The 24,277-nt window shown below is 68.3% G+C and carries 23 protein-coding genes and 1 pseudogene; 9 read left to right on the forward strand and 15 right to left on the reverse strand.

Annotated features, from left to right (window positions below; all coding sequences use genetic code 11):
* Positions 1 to 49: 49 nt before the first annotated feature.
* The 6 genes from C461_RS13255 to C461_RS13280 form a co-directional block, all read right to left on the reverse strand.
* The gene (locus C461_RS13255) at positions 50 to 1,420 is read right to left on the reverse strand and encodes an ABC transporter ATP-binding protein (protein WP_008002047.1); all 1,371 of its coding nucleotides are present in this window, start codon (positions 1,418 to 1,420) and stop codon (positions 50 to 52) included.
* Positions 1,417 to 2,535: an ABC transporter ATP-binding protein gene (locus tag C461_RS13260; RefSeq protein WP_008002049.1), complete on the reverse strand. Its 1,119-nt coding sequence runs from the start codon at positions 2,533 to 2,535 to the stop codon at positions 1,417 to 1,419. The genes C461_RS13255 and C461_RS13260 overlap by 4 nt, the downstream gene beginning before the upstream one ends.
* Position 2,536: 1 nt before the next feature.
* Positions 2,537 to 3,517, reverse strand: a complete 981-nt coding sequence (locus C461_RS13265; protein ID WP_008002051.1) for an ABC transporter permease — start codon at positions 3,515 to 3,517, stop codon at positions 2,537 to 2,539.
* Positions 3,517 to 4,512, reverse strand: coding sequence for an ABC transporter permease (locus C461_RS13270; RefSeq protein ID WP_008002054.1), 996 nt, complete (start codon positions 4,510 to 4,512; stop codon positions 3,517 to 3,519). Before C461_RS13270 ends, C461_RS13265 begins: the two co-directional genes overlap by 1 nt.
* Positions 4,513 to 4,779: 267 nt before the next feature.
* Positions 4,780 to 6,444: an ABC transporter substrate-binding protein gene (locus tag C461_RS13275; RefSeq protein ID WP_049906671.1), complete on the reverse strand. Its 1,665-nt coding sequence runs from the start codon at positions 6,442 to 6,444 to the stop codon at positions 4,780 to 4,782.
* 284 nt (positions 6,445 to 6,728) lie between these two features.
* Complete coding sequence (locus C461_RS13280; RefSeq protein WP_008002058.1) at positions 6,729 to 8,363, reverse strand: GTPBP1 family GTP-binding protein; 1,635 nt, start codon at positions 8,361 to 8,363, stop codon at positions 6,729 to 6,731.
* A gap of 239 nt (positions 8,364 to 8,602) precedes the next feature.
* Here C461_RS13280 and C461_RS13285 point away from each other — a divergent pair, with 239 nt between their 5' ends.
* Together C461_RS13285 and C461_RS13290 are read left to right on the forward strand one after the other, a co-directional pair.
* Positions 8,603 to 9,451 (forward strand): HFX_2341 family transcriptional regulator domain-containing protein, encoded by an 849-nt coding sequence (locus C461_RS13285; protein ID WP_008002060.1) that lies wholly within the window; start codon positions 8,603 to 8,605, stop codon positions 9,449 to 9,451.
* Positions 9,452 to 9,901: 450 nt separating this feature from the next.
* On the forward strand, positions 9,902 to 10,363 hold the full coding sequence (locus tag C461_RS13290; protein WP_008002062.1) for a pyridoxamine 5'-phosphate oxidase family protein: 462 nt from the start codon (positions 9,902 to 9,904) through the stop codon (positions 10,361 to 10,363).
* 117 nt (positions 10,364 to 10,480) lie between these two features.
* Here the strand turns inward: C461_RS13290 and C461_RS13295 are convergent, their stop codons facing one another.
* The gene (locus tag C461_RS13295; RefSeq protein WP_008002065.1) at positions 10,481 to 11,485 is read right to left on the reverse strand and encodes a transcription initiation factor IIB; all 1,005 of its coding nucleotides are present in this window, start codon (positions 11,483 to 11,485) and stop codon (positions 10,481 to 10,483) included.
* Positions 11,486 to 11,648: 163 nt separating this feature from the next.
* Here C461_RS13295 and C461_RS13300 point away from each other — a divergent pair, with 163 nt between their 5' ends.
* A complete protein-coding gene (locus C461_RS13300; protein WP_049906673.1) occupies positions 11,649 to 12,176 on the forward strand; it encodes a DUF7858 family protein in 528 nt (175 codons plus the stop codon).
* Positions 12,177 to 12,296: 120 nt separating this feature from the next.
* Here the strand turns inward: C461_RS13300 and C461_RS13305 are convergent, their stop codons facing one another.
* The 4 genes and pseudogenes from C461_RS13305 to rnz all read right to left on the reverse strand — a co-directional run bounded on the left by C461_RS13305 (position 12,297) and on the right by rnz (position 15,360).
* Positions 12,297 to 13,073: an AAA family ATPase gene (locus tag C461_RS13305; protein ID WP_008002071.1), complete on the reverse strand. Its 777-nt coding sequence runs from the start codon at positions 13,071 to 13,073 to the stop codon at positions 12,297 to 12,299.
* 64 nt (positions 13,074 to 13,137) lie between these two features.
* A complete protein-coding gene (locus C461_RS13310) occupies positions 13,138 to 13,557 on the reverse strand; it encodes an HIT family protein (protein WP_008002073.1) in 420 nt (139 codons plus the stop codon).
* Positions 13,558 to 13,813: 256 nt separating this feature from the next.
* Positions 13,814 to 14,314: pseudogene (locus tag C461_RS13315) on the reverse strand (hypothetical protein); the annotation flags it as partial.
* A 113-nt stretch (positions 14,315 to 14,427) separates the two neighbouring features.
* A complete protein-coding gene (gene rnz / locus C461_RS13320) occupies positions 14,428 to 15,360 on the reverse strand; it encodes a ribonuclease Z (RefSeq protein WP_008002077.1) in 933 nt (310 codons plus the stop codon).
* A 101-nt stretch (positions 15,361 to 15,461) separates the two neighbouring features.
* On the opposite strand from rnz, the gene C461_RS13325 reads away from it, so the two are divergent.
* Both C461_RS13325 and C461_RS13330 read left to right on the forward strand, forming a co-directional pair.
* Positions 15,462 to 15,773 (forward strand): DUF7538 family protein, encoded by a 312-nt coding sequence (locus C461_RS13325; RefSeq protein ID WP_049906675.1) that lies wholly within the window; start codon positions 15,462 to 15,464, stop codon positions 15,771 to 15,773.
* 112 nt (positions 15,774 to 15,885) lie between these two features.
* Entirely contained in the window at positions 15,886 to 17,832 is a 1,947-nt protein-coding gene (locus tag C461_RS13330) for an ABC transporter ATP-binding protein (RefSeq protein WP_008002079.1), read from the forward strand.
* 42 nt (positions 17,833 to 17,874) lie between these two features.
* Here C461_RS13330 and C461_RS13335 read toward each other — a convergent pair whose 3' ends face one another.
* Positions 17,875 to 18,219: a DUF5789 family protein gene (locus C461_RS13335; protein ID WP_008002080.1), complete on the reverse strand. Its 345-nt coding sequence runs from the start codon at positions 18,217 to 18,219 to the stop codon at positions 17,875 to 17,877.
* A 102-nt stretch (positions 18,220 to 18,321) separates the two neighbouring features.
* Here C461_RS13335 and C461_RS13340 point away from each other — a divergent pair, with 102 nt between their 5' ends.
* Entirely contained in the window at positions 18,322 to 19,116 is a 795-nt protein-coding gene (locus C461_RS13340; RefSeq protein ID WP_008002082.1) for a creatininase family protein, read from the forward strand.
* Between the two features lie 20 nt (positions 19,117 to 19,136).
* On the opposite strand, the gene C461_RS13345 is transcribed toward C461_RS13340, so the two are convergent.
* The 3 genes from C461_RS13345 to C461_RS13350 form a co-directional block, all read right to left on the reverse strand.
* Positions 19,137 to 19,562, reverse strand: coding sequence for a DUF5790 family protein (locus C461_RS13345; protein ID WP_008002083.1), 426 nt, complete (start codon positions 19,560 to 19,562; stop codon positions 19,137 to 19,139).
* Between the two features lie 237 nt (positions 19,563 to 19,799).
* Complete coding sequence (locus tag C461_RS15890) at positions 19,800 to 19,961, reverse strand: hypothetical protein (RefSeq protein WP_169316536.1); 162 nt, start codon at positions 19,959 to 19,961, stop codon at positions 19,800 to 19,802.
* A gap of 103 nt (positions 19,962 to 20,064) precedes the next feature.
* Positions 20,065 to 20,871: an aldo/keto reductase gene (locus C461_RS13350; RefSeq protein ID WP_008002086.1), complete on the reverse strand. Its 807-nt coding sequence runs from the start codon at positions 20,869 to 20,871 to the stop codon at positions 20,065 to 20,067.
* 135 nt (positions 20,872 to 21,006) lie between these two features.
* On the opposite strand from C461_RS13350, the gene C461_RS13355 reads away from it, so the two are divergent.
* The 3 genes from C461_RS13355 to C461_RS13365 all read left to right on the forward strand — a co-directional run bounded on the left by C461_RS13355 (position 21,007) and on the right by C461_RS13365 (position 24,258).
* Positions 21,007 to 21,561, forward strand: a complete 555-nt coding sequence (locus tag C461_RS13355) for a DoxX family protein (RefSeq protein WP_049906679.1) — start codon at positions 21,007 to 21,009, stop codon at positions 21,559 to 21,561.
* Between the two features lie 218 nt (positions 21,562 to 21,779).
* Positions 21,780 to 23,495 (forward strand): methyl-accepting chemotaxis protein, encoded by a 1,716-nt coding sequence (locus tag C461_RS13360; RefSeq protein WP_008002088.1) that lies wholly within the window; start codon positions 21,780 to 21,782, stop codon positions 23,493 to 23,495.
* A gap of 1 nt (position 23,496) precedes the next feature.
* Positions 23,497 to 24,258: a bacteriorhodopsin gene (locus tag C461_RS13365; RefSeq protein WP_008002089.1), complete on the forward strand. Its 762-nt coding sequence runs from the start codon at positions 23,497 to 23,499 to the stop codon at positions 24,256 to 24,258.
* Positions 24,259 to 24,277: the final 19 nt, after the last annotated feature.

Raw genomic sequence — 24,277 nt, forward strand, 5'->3', positions numbered from 1 at the left:
ATCGACGTTCAACAAAAACCGATCCGAGACCGGTCGGCGTCTCCGCCGGTCAGTCGTCGGCGCGGACGTCGCCGCCCGCGTGGGGCGTCTCGACCGCGTTGAGCTTCGCGGCGGCGTCCGCCGCGATCGCCGCGTCGCGGGTGCGGTGACACGCGGTGTAGTGCCGCCCGTCTCCGTACTCGGGGGCGACCTCGTACGCCGGCTCCTCGGTCGCACAGACGCTCGCGTCGGCGAACGACTCCGTGAGCAGTCGCTCGGCGTCGCCCCACTCCTCGGCCGCGATGTGGCCGAGCGCCTCGTCGATGAGGGTCCCGGCGTCGCCGCCGGGCGTCGCGTCGTCGAAGTAGCGACGACGGATCTCGGTGCGGTCCGTCGTCTCGAACGCCCGTCGCTTCACCGCCCGCTGGAACGCGAGGACGTTCGACCACTCCGCGTCCGTCATCTCGAACGCCTCGGGCTGGATCAACACCGGACAGCGGGTCCGGAACCGGCAGCCGGACGGCGGATCGATCGGCGACGGCACGTCGCCGGTCAACAGCGCCGTCCGTCCGTCGCTCCGGGGATCGGGGACCGGAATCGCGTCGAGCAAGGCCTGCGTGTACGGGTGCTGCGGGTTCTCGAACAGCTCCTCTTTGTCCGCGAGCTCGACCATCTGCCCGAGGTACATCACGGCGACGCGGTCGGAGATGTGCCGGATGACGCTCAGGTCGTGCGCGATGAAGAGGTAGGTGAGGTCGAACTCGTCTTGCAGCTCCTGCATCGTGTTGAGCACCTGCGCCTGGATGGACACGTCCAGCGCGGAGACGGGCTCGTCACAGACGATGAAGTCGGGGTTCACCGACAGCGCCCGCGCGAGGTTCACGCGCTGGCGCTGCCCGCCGGAGAACGCGTGCGGGTAGCGGTTGTAGTGTTGCGGGTCGAGTCCGACCTTCTCCAACAGCTCCTTGGCGCGCGCCTCGCGGCCCTCGTCGTCGAGCATCCCGTGGGCCTGCATCGGCTCCTCGACGATGGGACCGACCTTCATCCGCGGGTCCAGCGAGGACTGCGGGTCCTGGAAGATCATCTGCATGTCCTGTCGCTTCTGCCGAAGCGGCTCGCCGGAGATGGTCGCGAGGTCCTCTCCCTTGAAGTAGACGCTCCCGGAGGTCGGCTTCAGGAGTCGGAGCACCGTTCGGGCCAGCGTCGACTTCCCGCAGCCGGACTCGCCGACGAGCCCGAGCGTCTCGCCCTTCTTGATGTCGAAGCTCACGTCTTCGACCGCGCGGACGTTCGACGGGTTCCGCTCGACGAAGGGGAACTCGCTGTCGAGCGTCATCCCGCCGAACAGCCCGCCGTCGTTGTCGAAGTACTTACACAGGTTCCGGACTTCGAGGAGGGGTTCCCCCTCGGGCACGTCGTCGCTGCCAGTCAAGCCACTCATTCTTCGGCCTCCGTCTCGGTTAACCCGGCCGAGAACCCGCCGGTCGCCTCGGTCTCAATCGGTCGGCTCTCGTCGTAGCCGACCTCGAACGCGTCGTACTTGACGCACGCCGCGCTGTGTTTGGGCTCTCCGTCGGCCGCGAGGTTCCGCGCCTCGGGGTGCACCTCTCGACACACCTCGCGCGCGTCCGGACACCGCGAGTGGAACCGACAGCCCGACGGCGGGTTGATCGCTTCCGGCATCACCCCCTTGATCGGATCGAGCTCGTGGACCGTCTCGTCCGGTCTGGGCATCGAGTCCAGAAGCGCCTGCGTGTACGGGTGTTTCGTGTCGTAAAACAGGTCGTCGACCTCGGAATGTTCGATGATCTCGCCGAGGTACATGACGTTCACGCGGTCGCATATCTCCGCCACGACGCTCATGTCGTGTGTCACCCAGATGAACGAGGTGTCGTACTTCTCTTGTAAGTCCGTCACCATCTCGAGGATCTGGCCTTCGACGGTGACGTCGAGTGCGGTCGTCGGCTCGTCGGCGATGATGAGGTCGGGCTGACAGGCGAGCGCCATCGCGATGAGCACGCGTTGGCGCATCCCGCCGGAGAACTGGTGCGGGTACTCGTCGTACCGCGACTCCGGCGCCGGAATGCCGACCTCTCGGAGCATCTCTATCGCCTCTTCTTTGGCCTCGTCGGCCGACAGGTCCCGGTTGATCTCGATGAACTCCCGGAGCTGTCCCCCCACGGTGAAAACGGGGTTCAGCGACTCCATCGGGTCCTGGAAGATGATGGCGATCTCGCGGCCGCGGATCTGTTCGCGCATCTCCTCTTCGGAGAGCATCTCGTCGCGGGGCCGCGGCTCGCCGTCCGCGCCCTCTTCGAGGCCGAATATCGTCTCGCCTTTGAACGTGATCTCGCCGCCGACGATCTCGCCGGGGCTGTCCACGAGACGGAGGAGACTCGACGTGGCGACGGACTTCCCGGCTCCGGACTCGCCGACGAGCCCGACGATCTCTCCTTCGTAAACGTCGAAGGAGATGCCGTCGACGGCCCGCACGGTGCCGTCCTCGGTGAAAAACTGTGTCTTCAGATTCTCGACGCTGAGTAGTGGTTCGCTCATGTTAGTTGTTTATCCGCGGATCGAGTGCGTCCTGTAGCCCGTCGCCGAGGATGTTGAATCCGATAACGGTGACGAGGATGGCCATCCCGGGCCAGAGGCTGAACGTCGGCGCCGGGAGCATGTAGTTACGGGACGCCGAGAGCATCTGTCCCCACGAGGGCGTCGGCGGCTGCGCGCCGAACCCGAGGAACGAGAGCCCGGCGACGATGAGGATGCTCACGCCGATCTGGAGCGTCGCCTGCACGAGCACGGGGGCGAAACTGTTCGGAATGATGTGCCGGAGGATGATGTTTCGGTCCTTGACGCCGGCCGCGCGGGCGGCCTCGATGTAGTCCTCCTCGCGGATCGAGACGACCCGCGAGCGGATGAGCCGGTTGAACACCGGGATCGACGTGATCCCCACGCCGATCATCGCGAAGGTGAGGTCGCGACCGAACGCGGTCATGAACGCGATGACCAACACGAGGAACGGGATCGCGTAGATGGTCTCCGTGATGCGCTGGAGCACGTCGTCGATCCAGCCGCCGTAGTAGCCGGAGACCGCCCCGATCAGCGTCCCGCCGACGAGGCCGATCCCCGTCGCCATGAACCCGACCGTGATCGCGATCCGCGTGCCGTAAAACAGGCGCACGAAGATGTCGCGCCCGCGGTGGTCGGTCCCCATCGGGTGCTCGATGACGCCCGCGCCGAACTGGTTTTCCATCCCGACGGGCGGGAGGAGGCGCTGGACCTCATCCGGGTCCTGAACCGGGCTGTACCAGAACATCTCCGCGACCGCGTAGTCGAAAATGTAGTAGTCGATCGCCGCGAGCACCGCGATGAGCGTGACGAAACCGACGGTGTAGATCCCCATCAGCGCCGTCGTGTCGCGCTTGACCTGTTTCAGCGTGTACCGAAGCCCGACGCGGGCCTCGACTTCGCCGGCGCCGCTCTCCGAACCGTCCGCCGTGGTATCCGTCTGTGGGTCTGGTTCCGTTGCCATTATTCGTCACCGTAGGCGACGCGCGGGTCGATGTAGGCGTACGCGACGTCGGTGACGATGACACCGACGACGAACGCGACGCCGAACATGAACGTCGTCCCCATGATCAGCTCGTAGTCCTGGTTGTTGATCGCCGTGATGATCAGCCGACCCATGCCCTGTATCTCGAAGACGGTCTCGGTCAGCACCGCGCCGCCGAGGGCCGTCGAGAGCCCGAGTCCGATGATCGTTATCACGGGCAGCTGTGCGACCTGGAAGGCGTGCTTCCGAACGATCTTCGACTCCGAGACGCCGTACGCGCGGGCGAGCTTGACGTACTCGCCCTGCAGCGACTCGACCATCGACGACCGCTCTATGCGCGTGATCTGTGCCATCTGGAGCGTCCCGAGCGCCACCATCGGCATCGCCAGGTGGTGCAGCGACGTTCGGATCACCTGTAGTTGCGTCTCCGCCCCGCGGATGTCGGCGGGGTCGGCCCACGGCAGCGGCAGTCCCCGCGCCGGGAACCAGCCGAGGTAGAACGCGAAGATGATGATGAGCATCAGGCCGATCCAGAACGACGGCGTCGACACGCCGATGAGCGAGACGATCCGCGAGACGTGGTCGGCCGGCTTGTTGCGCCGCTTCGCCGAGATGACGCCCAGCGGGATCGCGGTCACGATCGCGAACAGGAACGCGGACACGGTGAGGTACAGCGTCACCGGCAGCCGGAGCAGGATCATCTCTAACACCGGTCGGTCGTAGTAGATGCTGTGTCCCAGATCGCCCGACGCGACGCCCGAAAGGTACGTCAGGAAGCGTTCGTGCGCGGGACGATCGAGCCCGTACCGGGCCTGAATCGCCTCGACCTGCTCCTGTGCCGGGGTCGGCCCCAGCATGATCTCGACCGGATCCCCGGGGATCTGATTGGCGAGGAAAAACGTGATCGTAATGATACCGATCAGGACGGGAATTGACTGTGCGAGCCGCCAGAGTGTGTACCGTAGGAGCCCCATTTCTTGGCGTGTTGTTACTGTCTACTTTAGACTGCGTTGTTATACTTGACTGATCGCCGTCGGACCGTCTCTGACCGAATTCGACCGTTTTCGACCGGAACTGTTGTACATCTGATCGTTGTTGGTTGCATCGGCGCAGGCCGGTGGTTCGCTCATCGCTCCGAGTGGAACGATCCCTTCTCGCCCGACTGGAACGGCTGGTAACCGACGCGGAAAACCGGCACGCGGCCGGATGTGAGTGTCGTACTGTTCGCCGCCGGGTCCGGATTACTCCACCGAGACGTTGTTGTGCCCGGTGAAGATCTGCACCTCGGTCGAGATCGCGTGCGCGCTGAAGTCCGAGACACGCTCGTGGATACCGTAGGAGTTGTTGAGGTTGTACGCCGGGATGTGGACGCGTCCCTCCAGCAGTTCCGTGGTCGCGTCGATGTAGAGCTGCCGACGCTCCTCGCGGTCGGCGCTCTCGCGGGCCTGCGTCAGCATCTCGGAGGCCTCGTCGTAGTCGTGGAACGTCCCGTTGGTGACGCCCTCCGTCTCCTGGCTCAACAGCTGGTACGCGAACGCGTCGGGGTCGGGCGAGCCGGACCAGCCGAGCGTGTACATGTTGAAGTCCTCTTCGCTCCCGCTGGTGTACGCGTCGGTGAACGTCCCCCAGTCGAGTCGCTGGACTTCGACGTTCTCGAAGCCGGCGTTTTGCAGGCCGTCACCGATGGAGACGCCGATCTGCTCGCGCATGTCGTCCGGCGGGACGATGATGCGCCAGTTGTAGTCCATGTCCACGCCCGCCTCCTCGAACAGCGCCGTCGCCTCGTCGAGGTCGCGGTCGTGAGAGATGTCGCCCCACTCGTCGAGCGGGAAGTCCCACTCGTCGGCCATCGTCTCCGGGTACGGGCTCACTTGCCGGACGCCAGCCGGCGCGACGAAGTTCTCGATGGCCTGATCCATCGAGAAGCAGTAGTCGACCGCCTCGCGCACGAGGGGGTCGGACGTCGGGCCCTCGCCGCAGTTGAACGCGAGGTAGAAGTAGCCGACGCCGGGTTCTTCGTCGATCGTGGCGCTCTGGTTGTTTTGGACGGTCTCGTACAGCTGCGGCGGGATCGTCTCGATGATGTCGACGTTGCCGGTCTCGAGCTCGGTCACTCGGGTCGTCTGCTCTTCGATCGGGTCGAACTCGATGGTCGCGACGTTCGGTAGCCCGTTCGAGTCGTCCCAGTAGTCGTCCCAGCGTTCGAGCGTCGCGTAGCTCTCCGGCTCCCACTCGACGAGCTGGTACGGTCCGGAGCCGACCGGATCCGTGTTGTACGCCTCCGTGTCCTCGGTCCGCACCGACTGGTTCACGACGTTGCGAACCAGCGCGACCTCGAACGCGCCGTACGGGTACGACAGATCGAACTGAACGGCCGACTCGTCGATGACCTCCGCGGACTCGACCATGTTGACCTCGGCGGCGTTCTCGGTTTCTTCTTCTGCGGGGGCCACCACGGTGTGCATGACGTCTTCGGCCGTCACGGGGTCGCCGTTGTGGAACTCCGCGTCGTCGCGGACCGGTACGATGAACCGGGTACCCTCACGCTCGACGGTCGGCGCCTCCGACGCGATCTTCGGCACGATGCCGACGCCCTCGTCGTACTCGTAGATCCCGTCGAACATCTGGTTCGCGATCTGCAGGGAGGGGACGTCGTTGATGACGACCGGGTCCATGTCGAGGGGGCCCTTGACCTGTGCGAAGTACAGCTCCTGGTTCGGGAGGTCGCTACCGCCGTCGCCGCCGCTGCCGCCGTCGTCGCCGTTGCCGCCGTCGCCGCTGCCGCCGTCGTCGCCACCGTTACCGCCGGTACAACCGGCGAGGAGGAGCGAGGATGACACCGCCATACCACTCGCCAGCGCCTGCCGGCGAGTGATGCCTAACGTCGTGTTGTGTTCGCGTGGCATACACAGACGGTATTGGGTGGTGGTGATAAATCTTGCCACCCGTCCGCGGTGATCGACGGCGTTCGTGCCATTCTCACACGACAGTTGGTCGATTCATGTCGAAATCAGAGGATGATTCTCTCGATATTCGCTACTGAACCGACGATCTGCAACATCCCCTCTGACTCTCGAACAACTGTCCACTAGTTGATCGGCCTCGTCACGTATCGCGGTCGTGACCGCGATGTCCACCGATGTCCACAGGGTTGCGACGCCCACCGCCCACCACCCGACCGCGACGCTCGTTACTCGGCGTCCGGGGTCGTGTCTCGGACCGTTCCCACGCCCTTGCTCGACCCCTCTCGGAAGACGAAGCGCTGCCCCTCCTCGATCAGATACGGGCGGAACTTGAACCGGACTCGCGTTCGGCCCGTATCGCCGGGGAGCAGCTGTCCGCCTTCGGGGGCGAAGACGGCGGCTTCCGAAACGGTCTCGACGTGGACGACCGGCTCGTATCCCTCACCGATCCGGGTCGGGTGGTTGAGGACCATCACCTCGGCTTCGAACTCGCGGACCGGCTCGGGCTCGCTCCCCCTCGGGACGAGCGCCATCCCGCGTTTGATTTCCGCCTCGTCGACGCCTTTCAACGCGATGCCGACGATCCGACCGGCCGTGGCCTTGTCGACGCGGTGGTAGTGCATCTCGATCGACCGGACCTCGACCGGGCGGAACGAGCCGTCGGCCATTGGTCCCAGCAGCAGCTCGTCGCCGGCCTCGACGGTGCCGGAATCGACCGTTCCGGACGCGACCGCCCCGACGCCGGTCACCTTGTAGCTGCGGTCGATGTACATCCGGAACGACTCGCGTTCGGGCGTCGCCCGCTTCGGGAGCGCCTCGAACAGCCGGTCGAAGGTCTCGATACCCGCTTTCGACACCGCGCTGGTGCGCACGAGCGGGACGATGCCGTCGCCGACCTCCGAGACGGCCGTCTCGACGCCGTGCCGGTCGACGAGCAGCGGCGTTTGGCCGGCGTCTCGGAGCGTCGACTCGATCTCGCGTTCGACCGCGGCGACCCGGTCGTCGCTCACGGCGTCGGCCTTGGTGATCGCGACGATGGTCGGCAGCTCCGTCGCTAACAGGATCCCGAGGTGCTCTCGCGTCGTCTTGGTCGGCCCGTCGTCCGCGGCGACGACGAGGAGCCCGTAGTCGAGCTTCTGACCGACGAGCCCCCGGATCGTCGTCCGGAGCCACGGCTCGTGACCCACCGTGTCGACGAACGAGACGAGGCGGTCGGCCTCCTCGACGATGCGCGCGCGATCGGATTTCCGGTGCGGGTTGTCCATCCGAACCGGCTCCTCGCGGTCGTCCGCGAACCCGTAGACGGCGTACGAGAGGTCCGCGGAGAGCCCCCGTTCGACCTCGTGAGGCTGGACATCGAGGAAGCCGCGCGTGCCGCCCTGGCCGTCGTCCCGCCGCCCCGTGACGAGCGTGCCGACGAGCGTCGACTTCCCGTGGTCGACGTGGCCGGCCGTCCCGACCACGAGATGGTCGTCGTCCGCCTCGAACAGCCCGCCCTCGCGGAGCGTGGCGAGCCCGACGAGCCCCGCCTCGCTCCCGTTTCCGTCGCCGCCGGCGCTCCACGTCTCGACGTCGGCGATGTGCGCGTCCGCCTCCTCGGCAAGTAGCGAAAGCACGTCCATGGTCTCGGAGAAGGCCGCGGGGGCGACCCCGGCGAGCCCGCCGTCGTCGGTCACACCGAGGACGTACGTCGCCTCGCCGTCGCCGGAGAGCACGCGGTGGCGGAGTTGGGCCACGAGCGACTCCATGCGCCCCTCGGCCAAGTGGACCTCGCGTGTCAGTCGCTCCTTGAACTCGATCGCGCCGCCGTCTCGTTCACCGCGCTCGATGGCCCGCCGTAGCGCGGACCGGTCAGCGCTCATACCCGTTCGTAGGCGGCAGCCGGGCTTAACGGTTTTCGTGCGACACGTCCCCACGCCACGTGATCGGTGTCGGGCGCTCGGGAGCCCTCCCGAGCGACGCAGTACGTCGCCGAGCGGCTCCATCCCTCTATCCCTCGTCCCTCCATCCCTCCATCCCTCGTCCCTCCATCCCTCTATCCCTCCGCCCCGATCTGAGCCCGCTACGCACCTTTTAAGCGACCGCCCCGGACAACGGCAGTATGGACACCTCGGTCCCCAGCGTCGCCGAACGCCGCGTCCACGTCGCGCCGCTCGGACACGAACACGACCGGATCGTCGACCCCCTCCGTCGCCACGGCGCCGACGTGGTCTACCTGCTGGCGGACGAACCGGACCGCGACGCCGCACGCGGCGCCGTCGACTTCGAGGCGGCCGCCGCCGCGGATCCGACGGAGACTCGCGTCGACGTCGACCGGCTCGCGGACTACCAGCGCGACGTGTGGGAGGCGATCGAGTCGTTCGCGTCGGTTCGGGCGCTCCCCGTCGAACTCGCGGACGTGTACGACGTGCTCGGCGTGACGACGACGATCGCCGCCCGCCACGGCGCGGGCGACCCCGACGGCGACCGCCTGTTCGCGAACGTCTCTACCGGCCCGCGGATCGCCGCCGTCGGCGTCGCGATGGCGTGTATGATCGTCGGCGCGCGCCCGTACAGCGTCGAGCCGGAGACGCACCGTCACGACCTCGACGAGGCACCGCTCACTACCGGCGTCGAACGGACCGTCGACCTCCCGCTCTACCCGATGGACGCGCCCACCGCAGACCAGGTCGCGGTGCTCGGTCGCCTCCACGACCGCGCCGCCGACCACCTGACGACGGACAAGTGGAACCTGATCGAGTGGGCGCGCGGTCGCGAACTGGCCTTTCTCCGGGAGGCCGGCGAGAGTCGGACGGCGAAGTACCGCGCACTGGAGACGCACGTCCTCGGTCCGCTGCTCGATCGCGGTTACGTCGAACTGGAAGACGTCGGTCGATCGGACTCGGTCCACCTCACCGAGACGGGCCGGCGGGTGTACTTCGCGTTCCAACACAAACTCGGCGGGACGTAGCCGACCCTCGCGCTTTCGTCCCGTTCGGACGATCCTCGCACCTCCGGCCCCCATTCGCACCTGACTCACTCGTTCGCCCGCCACTCGGCTCAGCACGGATCAGTCAGTCCGTTCGTACTGTACGGTTCGTCCGGACTGTTCACGGCGAACGTAGAATATCGGACCGGGCCTCGATTCAAGTGCGTGACGCCCGGGCGGCCGCGGTTCCTCCCTCCGCCCTCCCACGGCTTCGACTCGTCGGTCCACTGCGGCCCTCGCCGCGGTCCCCGCTGACACCGTCGCGGCCGCCCGGAGCGTCACGGACGGCGGTTCTCGCCGTCGTTTCTTCCGACACCGGCCCGTCGGCGTCCACCCGATCGCTTATAAACCACCGACAGCGAGACGAACGCCGCCACGCTCGAACCCCGGACCACCCCCTCGCTTTTGTCATTTGACTGTCTACATATGCCTATGGTCGAGACTGGTCCAAAGAAGGTTCAACTGAGCGATTCGGAGAGAGACGCGTTCTTAAACAGCGTCGATACCGGGGTTCTTTCGCTGTCGACGCCGTCCGACGAGCCACCGCACAGCGTCCCCGTTTCGTTCGGATACAACGCCGCTCAGACCGCCTTCTACTTCCGGATCGCGGATCTGCCTCCCGAGTCGAAAGGCGAGCTGGACGGCAGGTTAGTGACGTTCGTCACGTACGGGATGGACGAAGCGATCGGCGGCTACGTCAGCGTCGTCGCGCAGGGGGCGCTCGAACCGACGACGGGCGATGAGACCGACACGGAAGCGCTCGCGGGACTCGAAGGGGTCACGATCCCGTTCGTGGACATCTTCGGCGAGCGCCCCGCGGATCTCAGTTTCTCGTTCTACCGGCTCGTTCCGGAGACGCTCACCGGACGCAAGGAAGTGGCAACGGAGTTGTAGCGTCCCACACGGCCGTACTTTTCATCTGCGTTCGTCCGTTCGTGTTCACTTATCGGCGTTCATCGGTCCGCGTTCATCGGTCCGCGTTCGTCCCGTTCGCTCCGCGAATTCCGCCGCTCACTCCGCTGTCAGGTCGACGTACGTCCGGCGGACGGTCACCGGCGTCACGTCGGCGACGTCGGCCGCCTCCCGTTGGGTGCAGTCGGCGTCCAGTTCGCGGGCCGCGGTGTACAGGCAGGCGGCGGCGACCCCGACCGGGTTGCGACCGTTGGCGATCCCCTCCTCGACGGCGCGGTCGGCCAACGCTCCCGCACGACGCTCGATATCGGCGTCGACGTCGAGGTCGCTCGCGAAGCGCGGGAGGTACTCTGCCGGCCCGGTCGGACCGATCGGGAGTCCGAGCTCTCGGTTCATCGCGTCGAAGGCGGCCCGGTGTTCGTCCTCCGTCGCCTTCGCGGCGTCGCAGACCTCGCTCACCGTCCGCGCCACGGCGGCGGTGCGGCAGGCGACGTAGACGCAGGCGGCCGCGAACCCCTCCAGCGACCGACCGCGCAGCAGGCTCTCGTCCTGCGCGGAGTCGAACAGCGTGCAGGCCGTGTCGCGGACGCTGTTCGGGAGGCCGAGCGCACCGGTCAGCCGCCGGATCTCGGTGTACGCGTACACCTTGTTGCGGTCGCGCTTCGTCGAGATCCGCGCCCGGTTGTGCTGGGTCCGCATCCGGGCGAGCCGCCGGCGCTTGCGCCCCTTCACGCGGGTGGACCTGCCGATCTCCGTCGACAGTCCGCGGTCGTGTCGAGAGCGCGTTAGCGGCGCGCCCGTGCGTTTGGGATTCGTGTCGTCGTCCGCGAACGAGCGCCACTCGGGCCCGTGGTCGATCCGGTCGGCGTCGACGACGAGCCCGCAGTCGGTACAGACGCGCTCCGACGAGTCGACCCGCGTCCGACCGCCGCACTCGGGACACTCGTCGACGGCGACGGTCGCTGTCTCTTCGGTGCGGTCGGCGGTTTCAGTGCGGTCGGCCGTTTCGGTGCGGTCGGTCGTTTCGGTTCGATCGGCCGTCTCGGTTCGATCGGCCGTCTCGGTGCGGTGCGAACGGACGCGGGTCGGGTGTACCTCGGTCATCACGTATCGAACTCGGGCCCGATACCTTACTTAAACCCGGGTGGATCGGGGGTCGATCGCGCCGATCTGGACCGTCGAACCGACCGGTTACCGATCGGTTATTTTGGCCGTTTTCCCCGCGCAGTACGGTGGTTTTAACACGTCGAACAAGCGACTTATTCGCATGACGCTGTCGGAGATCGCGGACGGCCTCGAAGTCACGTCGCGCCAGCGCGACCGCGGTGTCGCCGTCGCCGACGACACGGAGACGCCGCTCGTCGACCGGCTGGAGTCGCACGCCGACGACCTCCCCTGCACGCCGGCGGCGACGGCCACGCTCGTCGACGCGTACACCGCCGGTCGGAGCATCGGCGACGCCGCCCGTGAGGCCGGTGTGGCGCCGATGACCGGCGCGAAGGCGCTCCACCGCTGCGGGGTCTCAGGGATCTGCCCGCTCGCGCCGAGCCGTCGCGGCGTGGTCCGCGACTGGCTCGACGGTCGGATCGCGCGTAGCGAGGCGGTCGCGCTCTCCGGCGGCGACGACGCGGACTTCGCGCTGGCGACGTACGTCGAGACGCACGATCCCGTTCCCGCGGTCGCCAACGCCGTCGACGCGCACGTCGCCGGTACCGCACCGCTCGGGGGCGGGCGCGGCGACCGCGACGACGAGGCGCTCGGCGGCGCGCTCGGATCGCCCGACGGGCTCCGCTGAGCGCGTTCACGCTTCCGGGCGCGTCAGACGTTCTTCGTTCTCACGGTCCATTCGATCTGCCGACCCCCGTGTCACCGACCGCTCCGCCTCTTCATCCGGTCGACCACCGCGCGGCGTCCGCTACGGCGCCAGCCGATCGATCAGTCCCGACTCGTCGAAGTCGACCCCGACCGCCGTGTCGAACGCGGTCGCGTACGCGTCGGCTATCGCTTGCGCGTACGCTCCGCCCCCGGTCGCCGTGACCGGAGCGCCCGCGCCCGTCTGCTCGGCGGGCGGGAGAACGGGATCGGCGTCGTGGCGAGCGGCGTCGCCGTCGGCGCCCTCGGTGCCGCCGACCCCTTCGACCGCAATCGCCCCGTCGACACTGCCGCCCACGTCGGCGATCCGTCCGCGGAGCCGCTGGAGGGCGTCCCGCCCGTGCGGCGTCGCCGGGTGCACCGCTTCCACGCGGTCGGCGGCCGTGACCGCCGCGACCGCCTCGTTGGAACCGACCGGAGCGGTGTCGACGATCACCGCGTCGTAGGCGCTCGCCGCCTCGTCGATCCGGCGTTCGAGCTTCTGTGCAGCCTCCGCGGTCTTCGCTCTCGCGAGCCGCTCGAACGGCGCGCGGGCCGGGATCGCGTCGAGCCGACCGGGTAGCTCGACCGCGTCGTCTCCGCCGACAACCGGGTACGTCGCCGTCGACAGCGATGCGCCGGTCTCGTCGGTGAGAAGCGTCGTGAGATCCGTGCCGATCCGACCGGTCACGTACTCGGAGAGCCCCTGCGTCGTGAACGCGGCGTCGACGACGGCCACGTCGCGGCCGTCGCGAGCGCCGAGCGCCGCCAGCTCGACGGCGGTTCGCGTCGTCCCCGCGCCGCCGGTCGCCCCGACGAGCGCGAGCGTCGTCGCGTGCATACGGTCGGCTACTCGCGGTTTGGCGGTTAACGCTGTCGAACGATGGTCGTACTCTGCCGGCCGCTCACTCGGCTATCGCGTCGGCGACGGCGTCGAGTTCGTCATCGGACAGGTCGGGTCGCTCCCCGCCGACCGCGTGTAGCGGCGCGCCGCCGTCGCCCTCGAATCGCGGGATGATGTGGACGTGCGCGTGCGGGACCTCCTGACCGGCGGCCTCGCCGTCGTTGATGCCGACATTCGCCCCGTCGGCGCCGACGGTCGACTGGACGTGCGGGGTGAGTTCGGTCACGGCCGCGAACAGGGCGGCCGCGAGGTCGTCGTCGAGGTCGCCGACGTGCTGGGCATGTGTCTTGGGAATGACGAGCGTGTGTCCGCGCGCGAGCGGGTTGGCGTCGAGGAAGGCCACCACGTCGTCGGTCTCGTGAACGATCCGGGCCGGGATCTCCCCGTCGACGATCGAACAGAAAATGCAGTCGTCGGACATACGCGAGGGGTCGACGCGGTGACCTATCAAGGTTTCCCGGCACGAGCCGTCGTTCGGGCGCCGCGGCTTGCTCTCCCGTCTACTCCTTGGCGTCCTCGCGGACGATCTCCTCGGCGTCCTCGCGGACGATCTCCTCGGCGTCCTCGCGGACGGTCTCGTCGTCGGCCTCGCGAACGGTCTCGTCTCCGTTCGCGCGCACAGCGTCGTTGACGTCCGTGCGCACGGGCTCTGTGGCGTCCTCGGGCCCGGCCTCGCCGGCGTCTTCGCGAACGGTCCCGCCGACGACGAGCGCGGCGCCGATGATCACGAGGTTCTTGATGATGTACTGCCCCTCGACAGTCAGTTCGTGCGGGAACGTGACGAACACGACCTCCGGCAGGAGGACGACCGGCAGGAAGGTGCCGGGCATCTGGAGGAACAACAGCAGGATCCCGACCCTGATGAGCGGCCGGTACAGCAGACACAGCCCGATGAGCACCTCCCAGACGCCGAGGATCGGAACGAACACCTCGGCCGGCACCACGTACACCGTCGCGGCGACGAGTTCGGCGGCCGGGCTTCCGCCGACAACCTTCAGCCCGCCGAACCAGATGAACACGATCCCGAGCGCGACGCGGAGGACGGGGATCCCGAGCCGGTTCATCTGCCGCGTGATCTCGCGGTCGATCCGGTCGAAGCGCTCCCGGGCCGCGTCGAATCGGTCCGTCGCGTCGGGATCGCCCTCGGTCTCGGTTTGGGTCGGTTGTGAGGCGGACATTGGCTCTCGCGATCGATAGGGGCTCGATACGCAAAAACCCTCGTCAGGAGCGCTCACGCGCCGGTAAAAGCGCTTTTCGATCGTGAATAATCCCCCGCCGCCGGGGTCTTCGATCACTCCTCGGCGTCCGGAAACGGCACGTCGACGAGCGTGCCGTCGTCGGGGAGCAGACACTCGCCGTCGAACGCCGCCCGCGCCTCCCGCAGAATGGGCGAGGCGTCGCCGGCGTACCGGGAGGAGACGTGGACGAGCGCGAGCCGTTTCGCGTCCGCTCGCGCGGCGATCTCACCCGCCTCGCGGCCCGTCGAGTGCGCCGTGTCGCGGGCGCGGTCGGCCATGTCGTCGGCGAACGTGGCGTCGTGGACGAGGAGGTCCGCGTTCTCGGCGACCTCGACGGTCCGCTGGCGCGGACGCGTATCGGCGGTGTACACCAGCTTCCGACCCGGCCGCGCCGGGCCGACGACCTGTTCCGGCTCGACGACCGTTCCGTCCTCGGCCTCGACCGGCTCGCCCGCGTGCAGCCGGCCGAACTTCGGGCCGACGGGGACCCCGAGCTCCTCGGCTTTGGGGCGGTCGAACCGGCCGGGACGGTCCGCCTCGTCGAGGACGTACCCCTGTGATTTGGTCCGGTGTGTCGTCTCGAAGGCGCGGACCGCGTAGCCGTCGGCGTCGAGGGCGACCTCGCCGGGCGCGACGGGCTCGATCCGGACGTGGAAGGCGGGGTCGTGGCCGACCGCGTGCACGAGCTCGTGGAGGTCGTCGGCGGTCCCCGGGGGACAGTGGATCGTCAGCGGCTCCGCGCGGTCGTTGAACCCGAGCGTCTGGACCAGCCCCGGGATCCCGAGTACGTGGTCGCCGTGGAGGTGCGAGACGAACAGGTGGTCGATGCCGAACCCGGTGCCGTACCGCATCATGCCGCGCTGGGTCCCCTCGCCGCAGTCGAAGAGGAGGCGGTCGCCCTCGCGGTTGACGAACAGTGCGCTCGGCGCGCGCTCGGTGGTCGGGACGGCGCCGCCGGTCCCGAGGAAGGTGACGCGAAGGGACATACCCGTCCTGCGTCCGGCGGTGATAAACTCCTTTCGAGGCGTCGTCGCGCAGCGCCGATTGCGGTCGAAGCCGACATGTGGCCGGCGCGCCGAACCCGACTATGCACGACTCCATCGCCGCGCTCGTTCGACAGGAGGGATGGCGCGCCGAGGGCGACGCGGCGCGCGTCCACTACGACGGCGGCGGCGACCGATTCGCGGTGGAGTTCTACGCGGGGCCCGGTCTCGTCCTCTACTGGACTGTCCCCGAAACGCCCGGATCGACGTCCCCGTCCTCGGCCGACGACACCCCGGAAGCCGGAACGGCGGCCCCGGTTCCGCGCCGGACCGTCCCCGACCCGCTTCGACGGCGGATCCGCGAGGACCTCGCCGCCGCCGACGTCGATGCGAGCGTCGAGCGTCGCGAGATCTGATAGCCCGTGATCCCCCGTGATCGCCGTCTAAACCGCCCGATACCGGTGATTTACGCCGATATGTTTCGGTTCGAAGGAAACCTATTTGCGGCGCTGTCCGATAGGAACGGCAATGAGTAGCGTCGAGTGGGAAGACGACGATCCCTTCGAGGAGCAGCGGGACAAAATCGATAACCCGATGAAGCGGCTGTTCCTCGCGTACGGTCGCGACTACCTCCCACAGGTCTCCGTCGGTATCGTCGCCAGCGTCTTCGCGCGCCTCCTCGATCTCCTCCCCCCGCTCATGCTCGGGATCGCCATCGACGCGGTGTTCTACGAGGACGCGCTGTTCAGCGAACAGATTCCCCTCGTGCTCCTCCCGGACGCGTGGCTCCCGACCGGACAGACCGAGCAGTTCTGGTTCACCGTCGCCGTCATCGGCGGCGCGTTCGGCATCGGCGCGGGGTTCCACTGGGTCCGCAACTGGGGGTTCAACTCGTTCGCCCAGCACATCCAACACGACGTGCGGACCGACACCTACGACAAGATGCAGCGGCTGAACATGGAGTTCTTCTCCGACAAGCAGACGGGCGAGATGATGTCCATCCTCTCGAACGACGTGAACCGACTCGAACGGTTCTTAAACGACGGGATGAACTCGCTGTTCCGCCTCTCCGTGATGGTCGTCGGTATCGGCGTCCTGCTGTTCTGGATCAACTGGCAGCTCGCCTTAGTCGCGCTGCTGCCCGTACCGGTCATCGCCGGGTTCACCTACATGTTCATCAAGATCATCCAGCCGAAGTACGCCGAGGTGCGCTCCTCGGTCGGGAAGATGAACTCCCGGCTGGAGAACAACCTCGGCGGCATCCAGGTGATCAAGTCGTCGAACACCGAGCCGTACGAGTCGGACCGCGTCGACGACGTCTCGATGGACTACTTCGACGCCAACTGGGACGCGATTCGCACCCGCATCAAGTTCTTCCCGGCGCTCCGCGTGCTCGCCGGCATCGGTTTCGTGTTCACCTTCGTCGTCGGCGGGCTCTGGGTGTTTCAGGACGCCCCGCCGGGACCGTTCACCGGCGACCTCTCGGTCGGGATGTTCGTCGTCTTCATCCTCTACACGCAGCGGTTCATTTGGCCCATGGCGCAGTTCGGGCAGATAATCAACATGTACCAGCGCGCCCGCGCCTCGTCCGCACGGATCTTCGGGCTCATGGACGAGCCCTCGCGACTCGCCGAGGACCCCGACGCCGAGGAGCTGGTCGTCGGCGACGGCGAGGTCGTCTACGACGACGTCAGCTTCGGGTACGACGAGGAGACGATCGTCTCCGGCATCGACTTCACCGTCGCGGGCGGCGAGACGCTCGCGCTCGTCGGCCCCACCGGCGCCGGCAAGTCGACCGTCCTCAAACTGCTGCTCCGGATGTACGACGTCGACGACGGCGAGATCCGGATCGACGGACAGGACGTCCGCGACGTGACGCTCAAGTCGCTCCGCCAGTCCATCGGCTACGTCGGCCAGTCCTCGTACCTGTTTTACGGCACCGTCCGCGAGAACATCACCTACGGCACCTTCGACGCCACGGACGAGGCGGTCCGCGAGGCCGCCCGCGCGGCGGAGGCCCACGAGTTCATCGAGAACCTCCCCGACGGGTACGACACGATGGTCGGCGAGCGCGGCGTCAAGCTCTCCGGCGGGCAGCGCCAGCGGGTCACCATCGCGCGGGCCGTGCTGAAAGACCCCAACATCCTCATCCTCGACGAGGCGACCTCCGACGTCGACACGGAGACGGAGATGCTGATCCAGCGCTCGCTCGATCGGCTCACCGAGGACCGCACGACGTTCGCCATCGCGCACCGCCTCTCGACTATCAAGGACGCCGACACGATCCTCGTGCTGGAGGGCGGCGAGATCGCCGAGCGCGGGACCCACGCGGAACTGCTCGACAACGACGGACTCTACGGTCACCTCTGGGGTGTGCAGGCCGGCGAGATCGACGAGCTCCCACAGGAGTTCATCGACCGCGCCCAAGAGCGCACCGCGCAGCTGATCGAGGACGCCGAGAGCGACGACGACTGACTCGGTACGGACGACGCTCCCGGATTCCGGCGGCCAGCGGTCTCAGCCCGACAGCTGGCTCCAGTCGCCGGCGGCGTCGATCGTCGTGGCTTCGGTTTCGTCGCCGTCGGAGTCGTCGCCCGTCTCGTCGGAGTCGCTGCCCCGGTTGTCGTCCGGGTCTCCGTGATATCCCACGACAGCGTCGTCGCCGAGCCCGCGTAAGATCGCGTCTCGGACCTCCCACGGTTCGGTGAACGTCGACGTCGAGCACTCTTCGAGCGCCGACTCCAACCGCTCGCTGCCGGCCGCGGTCGCGAGTTCGAACCCGCCGTACTGCTCGATCAGCTCCGCGGCGGTCACCGGGTACTGGTGCTCCCGGAGCGCCCGTTTCAACGGCCCGAACGTCACCCCGTACGCCCGGGCCTGCTCGTNTGCCAGCCCGCTCAGAGATGTGTATAAGAGACAGCCGCGGACCGTCGGCTATAGGGGTTGTGCCACCGTCGGGCCGGTATGCACCTCGCGGACGCAACCTGGACCGACGTGCGCGACGCCGACGTCGACGTCGCGTTCGTCCCCGTCGGCAGCACCGAACAGCACGGCCCGCACGCCCCGCTCGGCACGGACACGCTCGACGCGGTCGCCGTCGCCGAGGCGGGCGCGGAGGCCTACGAGACGGGGGCCGGTGCCGCCGCCGACACGCCCGACACCGCCGCCGACGAGCGGGGCGAAACCGGCGGAGGTGCGGTCGCGATCGCCCCGCCGATCCCGATCGGCGTCGCCGAGGAGCACCGCGCGTTCGACGGGACGATGTGGGTCTCGCCGGACGCCTTCCGGGCGTACGTCCGCGAGGCGGCCGCGTCGCTGCCGCACCACGGGATCGACCGGGTCGTGTTCGTCAACGGCCACGGCGGCAACGTGGAGGCGCTCGCGGAGGTCGCCCGCCGGTTCTCGCGGGACCCCGACCACGACGGCTACGCGGTCGCGTTCACCTGGTTCGACGCGGTCGGCGAGCACGCGAGCGACATGGGCCACGCCGGCCCGCTGGAGACGGCGCTGTTGCGCGCGACGAACCCGGACCGCGTGCGCGAAGACCGGATCGACGAGGCCGCCGCGGGCGCCGCCGACCGATGGGGCGAGTGGGTCGCCGGCGTGAACCTCGCGCACGACTCCCACGAGTTCACCGAGAACGGGGTGGTCGGTGATCCCACGGCGGGTGACGCCGAGCGCGGCGCCGAACTGCTTGACCTCGCGAGCGACGCGCTCGCGGAGTTGGCCGGCGCCGTCGTCGATCGGAAGCGGTCTTAAATACCTTAAAAGAGGCCGTCCTACTCGTCGTCGCTGTTGTCGCCATTATCTTCGTCGTCCACCGCGTCCTGAAGCGCGCCGCGGATCGCCGGGACGGTGCCGGTGAGCGAGGCGACCTCCTCTGCGGCCCCCTCGATGTCGGCGACGAGCGACTCCAGGTCCTCGATCTCGGCTTTTAAATCGTCGGCGTCCTCGAAGGCGTCGGCGCGCTCGCCGAGCACGTACGCTTTCTTCGCCGAGCGGACGCTGTCGAGCGCGTCGCCGACGTCGAGCGCGGACTTCAGACCGTTGAGCGCGCCGAGGACGTTGTCCGCGTCCGTCTCCCACACCGCGTCCGGGTCGGGAAGCTCCGCGCGAGCGGCCGCCAGGTGCTCTTCGACCTCCGCGCGGGTCTCTTCCGCCGCCTCGCCGAACAGGTCGTCGTCGTTGAACGTGGACTGGGCCATACCCGAACCGTCGTTCCGACGCCTTTTAAAAACGTGCCCGAAAGCGAAAGTGAAACCGGCGGGCTCGGGGTGTGGCTCTCGCCTCTGCCGCGACTGGGCGTTCAGTTCCACCCCGATCGAATATCTCCGCCGCCGTCGTCGTTGTCATCGTCGCCGCTGTCGCCGGACGTCGCCGTCGTCGCCGTCGTCATCGCCGCCGCTGTCGCCGGACGTCGCCCCGGATCGGCGATACGCCCCTCACAGGCGCCCGATCAGCTCCGCCGCGAACAGCCCGACGAGCAGCGTTATCATCCCGGCGAGAATCGCGAGCGTTCGGAGCCACTCGCCCACACGCTCGGCGCTCGGCGTCGCGGCGAGCAGCGTCGGCCGGCCGCGGGGATCGGTTTGGGATGCGGTCACGGTTCCACGATCGGTCCGATCCCCCCTAAAACCGACTATGTGGGTGGTATAGCGCCCTACACGCCTCTGTACGGCTATATATCCTCCGCGCGGCGACGACGGTTCACGCCCGGTTCCACGGGGCTTCCTCAAAGTCGACGACGCGCTCGCCCCGATCGAGGCCGTCGATCCGCTCGACGTCCGCGTCGTCGAGTTCGAGGTCGCGGGCCGCCCAGTTCTCCGCGACGTGGTCGGCGCTCGCCGCCTTCGGAATCGGCGCCACTCGGTCCTTCGAGAGCAGCCACGCGAGGCTCACCTGCGCCGGGCTCGCGTCGTGTTTCGCCGCGATCTCCCGCAGCGCGTCCACGTCTGCGACGCGGTTGCGCGCGATGGGGGAGTAGGCGACCAGCCAGTGGTCGTCCTCGACCGCGCGCTCGCGCAGTTCACGCTGCTGGAGCAGCGGGTGACACTCGACCTGGTGGGCGAACACGTCGTGGTCGAGCCGGTCGATCGCCTCGGTCAGCTGGTCCGGCTCGAAGTTCGAGAGTCCGATTCGGTCGGCCACGCCGTCGTCGACGAGGTCGTCGAGCGCAGGGAGGGTCTCTTCCGGGTCGTACGTGTTGATCGGCCAGTGGACGTACAGCAGGTCGAGCGAGTCGACGCCGAGTCGGTCGCGGCTCGCCTTCGCCGTCGCGACCGCGTCGTCGTACGAGAGGTTGTCCGTCGAGAGCTTCGTCGCGACGAACAGGTCCTCGCGATCGACGTCCGTCCGGTCGATCCCGGCGGCCACCGACGCCTCGTTGTCGTACCCCTGGGCGGTGTCGACGTGCCGGTACCCCGTCTCGATCGCGTGCGCGACGCCGGCCGTGCACTCCTCGCCGTCGGCCAGTTTGTACGTCCCGTACCCGAGCCGATCGAACGTGTCGGACATACGTCAACTGGGATCGGCACCCACCTCAACGTACCGGTCCGATCCGTCGCGGTGGCCGTTGTCGCCCGCACGTACCCATTCGAACCCCGAGAATCCTGCTCCTTATTTATATATGGGTGAGGAGTCGGTGGACGTATGTCTACACGAGAAGTTGCGCTACGAAGTACGATCGGCGGCGTTTCGGTGGAAGGAAGGCTTCACACGCTCAGCGTGTGGTTCATTCTCGCGCTGCGGCTGATGATCGGACTGGCGTTCTTCCAGAGCGGTCTCGAGAAGGTCCTCAGCGGCGAGTTCAGCGCCGTGGGGTACCTCCAGAACGCGCCCGCCGCGAACGGCAGCCCGGCGGCCGGCCTGTTCGCCGCCATGGGCGAGAGCGCGGCGTTCGTCGACTTCGTGAACGTCGCGGTGCCGTGGGGCGAGCTGTTCATCGGGCTCGGCGTGATCGTCGGGCTCCTCACGCGGCTCGCCGCGTTCTGGGGCGCGTTCATGATGCTCCTGTTTTACCTCGGGAACTGGGACATCTCGCACGGCTACATCAACGGCGACTTCGCGTACATGCTCGTGTTCCTCTCGGTCGCCGCCTTCGGCGCCGGGCGGATCCTCGGGCTCGACGCCTACGTCGAGCAGTACGAGGTCGGCGGTCAGCCCCTCGTCGAGCGGTACCCCTGGACTCGGTACCTCCTCGGCTAACTGATCCGGTCACGGACCCGATCGCCGGTTCGGCCACCTGACGTCATCCACTATTCTCCATCAAGCACACGGACCTCGCCAGCGACGCGTGGTCGTCGCCCCGTTGCGATCGTCCCCGGCCTGCGCCGGGCCCGTTTCGTCTCGTTCCACCCCGTTATCACGGGTAATATTCGGGTACCAGTTATTATCCTGCGCCGATCCGTGGAAATCGATACACTATGCAAGAGGGACCGTTCTCTAGCGTTCGATCGAGTTACGGCGCGAAGCTCGCGCTGTCGCTCGTCGGCGTCATGGGGATCTCAGTTTCATACGGCGTCGTCGTCTACCTCCGCGCGGACGGGCTCGGTGCCGCGGGCGCGGAGCTCCGATCGGGGCTCATCGGGATGACGCTGCTGACGGTGATCGGGCTCGCGCTCATCGGCGTCACCGTCGGCTCGAACACCGTCATCTCCCTGCGACAGCTCACGACGAAGGCCGAGCGGATGGCCGACGGCGACCTCGACGTGACGCTCGAAACGGGGCGGACCGACGAGATCGGACGGCTGTTCGAGGCGTTCGACGCCATGCGCGGCTCGCTTCGGACGCAGATCGACGAGGCCCAAGCCGCCCGCGAGGAGGCGGAGCGGGCGCGACGCGAGGCGACCGGACGCGCAGAGACGGTCGAGCGAAAGGCGAACGAGTACGAGTCGGCGATGCGGTCGCTCGCCGACGGCGACCTGACGCGCCGGGTCGACCCCGACTGCGAGAGCGACGCGATGGCTCGCGTCGGCGCCGCGTTCAACGAGATGGCCGACGAACTCGAGGGGACCGTCGCCTCCGTCGCGACCGTCGCCGAGGACACCGCCGACGTCGCGGGCACCGTCGACGACCGCACCGAGAACCTCCGGGCGACGACCGGGACCGTCTCGGAGGCGGTCGAGGAGATCGCGCAGGGCGCCCGCACGCAGCGCGACGACCTGCGGGGCGCGACCGACGAGGCGGAGAACCTCGCGTCGTCCGCGGAAGAGGTCGCCTCGACCGTCACCGACGTCGCCGAGACGGCCGAGCACGCCGCGGCGGTCGGCGAGGAGGGCCGCGAGGCGGCCGAAGAGGCGCTCGCGGAGATGGACGCCGTCGAGGAGACGACCGCCGAGACGACCGCGGAGGTCGAGGCGCTCGCCGCGGAGGTCGAAGAGATCGGCGAGGTCGTCGACACCATCTCGGAGATCGCCGAGCAGACGAACCTGCTCGCGCTCAACGCCTCCATCGAGGCGGCGCGGTCGGGCGCCGACGGCGCCGGCTTCGCGGTCGTCGCCGAGGAGGTGAAGTCGCTTGCCGAGGAGACCCAGGAGTCGGCCGGCGAGATCGAAGCGCGCATCCACGCGGTACAAGAGCGCGCCGAGACCGGTGCGGACGCCATGGAACGGACGGAAAAGCGTATCTCCGCCGGGGTCGAGACGGTCGAGACGTCGATCGACGCGCTCGAACGACTTGCGGAGGCCTCCGAGCGGACCGACACGAGCATGACCGAGATCACCCGCGCGACGGAGACGCAGGCCGATTCCGTCGACGCCGTCGTCGGCCACGTCGAGGACGTCTCCGCGATCAGCGCCCAGACCGCGAGCGCCGCCGGCGACGTCACCGGCGCGGTCGACGAGCAGGAGCGGACGCTCGGGGCGGTCGAGACCGCGGCGGAGTCGCTGTCGGACCGCGCTCGCGCGCTCCGAGACGCGGTCGGCGGCTTCGAGTTCGCGGCCGACGAAGCGACGCTCGCGGGTCCGGACCGCTCGACCGCCGAGGCCGCGCCCGCGATCTCGGACGGCGGGACGGACGATTCGGCGTTTCGGTTTGACCGCGCCGGAGACCCCGCCACCGACGCCGCCGACCGTACCGCCGACCGTACCGCCGGCGACGCTCCGACCCACGGCGCCGCCGACGACGAGGGGGTGAACTGAGATGCTCACCGACGTGTCGGTGTGGGCGTGGATCGGCGTCGTCGCCATGGGCGCCGGGACGCTCCCGTCGCTGTGGACGTGGCTCTCCCGACCGGCAGAGCGGTCGCACGCGCGGTACTACGCCACCCTCGCCGGTGTCACCGGTGTGGCGGCGCTCGCGTACCTCGCGATGGCGCTCGGCTTCGGCGTGTTGTCGACGCCCGGCGGCGACCTCGAAATCGCGCGGTACGTCGACTGGCTCGTGACGACGCCGCTGCTCCTGTTGTACCTCGGACTGCTCGCACGCCCGCCTCGCCGAGTGCTGCTCGGACTGATCGCGGTCGACCTCGTGATCATCGCCGGGGGTGTCGCCGCCGTCGCCACGACCGGCGCGCTCTCGTGGGCGCTGTTCGGGACGGCGGCCGTCGCGTACGTCGCGCTCGTGTACGGCCTGCTCGTTTCCCTGCCGCGGTCGGCGTCGACCGAGGCGGACCGCGTCCGCGCCGTCTTCGGGACGCTCCGGAACATCACGGTGGTGCTCTGGACGCTGTACCCCGTCGTCTGGGTGCTCGCGCCGACCGGACTCGGGCTGTTGACCGGATCGACGGAGATGCTCGTGTTCGTCTACCTCGACGTCGTCTCGAAGGTCGGCTTCGTCGTCGTCGCGGTCGCGGGCGCCGACGCGCTCGATCATCTCGACGCTCGTCGCGGACTCGGCCCCACCGAATCGAACGATGCGACCCCGTCGGCCACGGGCGACGCGGTCGCACCGGCCGACGACTGAGTCGGCGTCGATCCGCCGC

The organism is Halorubrum aidingense JCM 13560 (genome assembly GCF_000336995.1).
In the GTDB taxonomy this organism is placed as follows: domain Archaea; phylum Halobacteriota; class Halobacteria; order Halobacteriales; family Haloferacaceae; genus Halorubrum; species Halorubrum aidingense.

Coding starts and splice junctions, on each gene's coding strand:
- C461_RS13360 (WP_008002088.1), top strand. CDS start 21,780: ATGCAAGAGGGACCGTTCTCTAGCGTTCGATCGAGTTACGGCGCGAAG.
- C461_RS13285 (WP_008002060.1), top strand. CDS start 8,603: ATGGACACCTCGGTCCCCAGCGTCGCCGAACGCCGCGTCCACGTCGCG.
- rnz (WP_008002077.1), bottom strand. CDS start 15,360: ATGTCCCTTCGCGTCACCTTCCTCGGGACCGGCGGCGCCGTCCCGACC.
- C461_RS13280 (WP_008002058.1), bottom strand. CDS start 8,363: ATGAGCGCTGACCGGTCCGCGCTACGGCGGGCCATCGAGCGCGGTGAA.
- C461_RS13325 (WP_049906675.1), top strand. CDS start 15,462: ATGCACGACTCCATCGCCGCGCTCGTTCGACAGGAGGGATGGCGCGCC.
- C461_RS13310 (WP_008002073.1), bottom strand. CDS start 13,557: ATGTCCGACGACTGCATTTTCTGTTCGATCGTCGACGGGGAGATCCCG.
- C461_RS13340 (WP_008002082.1), top strand. CDS start 18,322: ATGCACCTCGCGGACGCAACCTGGACCGACGTGCGCGACGCCGACGTC.
- C461_RS13345 (WP_008002083.1), bottom strand. CDS start 19,562: ATGGCCCAGTCCACGTTCAACGACGACGACCTGTTCGGCGAGGCGGCG.
- C461_RS13290 (WP_008002062.1), top strand. CDS start 9,902: ATGGTCGAGACTGGTCCAAAGAAGGTTCAACTGAGCGATTCGGAGAGA.
- C461_RS13255 (WP_008002047.1), bottom strand. CDS start 1,420: ATGAGTGGCTTGACTGGCAGCGACGACGTGCCCGAGGGGGAACCCCTC.
- C461_RS13295 (WP_008002065.1), bottom strand. CDS start 11,485: ATGACCGAGGTACACCCGACCCGCGTCCGTTCGCACCGCACCGAGACG.
- C461_RS13355 (WP_049906679.1), top strand. CDS start 21,007: ATGTCTACACGAGAAGTTGCGCTACGAAGTACGATCGGCGGCGTTTCG.
- C461_RS13270 (WP_008002054.1), bottom strand. CDS start 4,512: ATGGGGCTCCTACGGTACACACTCTGGCGGCTCGCACAGTCAATTCCC.
- C461_RS13300 (WP_049906673.1), top strand. CDS start 11,649: ATGACGCTGTCGGAGATCGCGGACGGCCTCGAAGTCACGTCGCGCCAG.
- C461_RS13365 (WP_008002089.1), top strand. CDS start 23,497: ATGCTCACCGACGTGTCGGTGTGGGCGTGGATCGGCGTCGTCGCCATG.
- C461_RS13305 (WP_008002071.1), bottom strand. CDS start 13,073: ATGCACGCGACGACGCTCGCGCTCGTCGGGGCGACCGGCGGCGCGGGG.
- C461_RS13275 (WP_049906671.1), bottom strand. CDS start 6,444: ATGCCACGCGAACACAACACGACGTTAGGCATCACTCGCCGGCAGGCG.
- C461_RS13265 (WP_008002051.1), bottom strand. CDS start 3,517: ATGGCAACGGAACCAGACCCACAGACGGATACCACGGCGGACGGTTCG.
- C461_RS13260 (WP_008002049.1), bottom strand. CDS start 2,535: ATGAGCGAACCACTACTCAGCGTCGAGAATCTGAAGACACAGTTTTTC.
- C461_RS13330 (WP_008002079.1), top strand. CDS start 15,886: ATGAGTAGCGTCGAGTGGGAAGACGACGATCCCTTCGAGGAGCAGCGG.
- C461_RS13350 (WP_008002086.1), bottom strand. CDS start 20,871: ATGTCCGACACGTTCGATCGGCTCGGGTACGGGACGTACAAACTGGCC.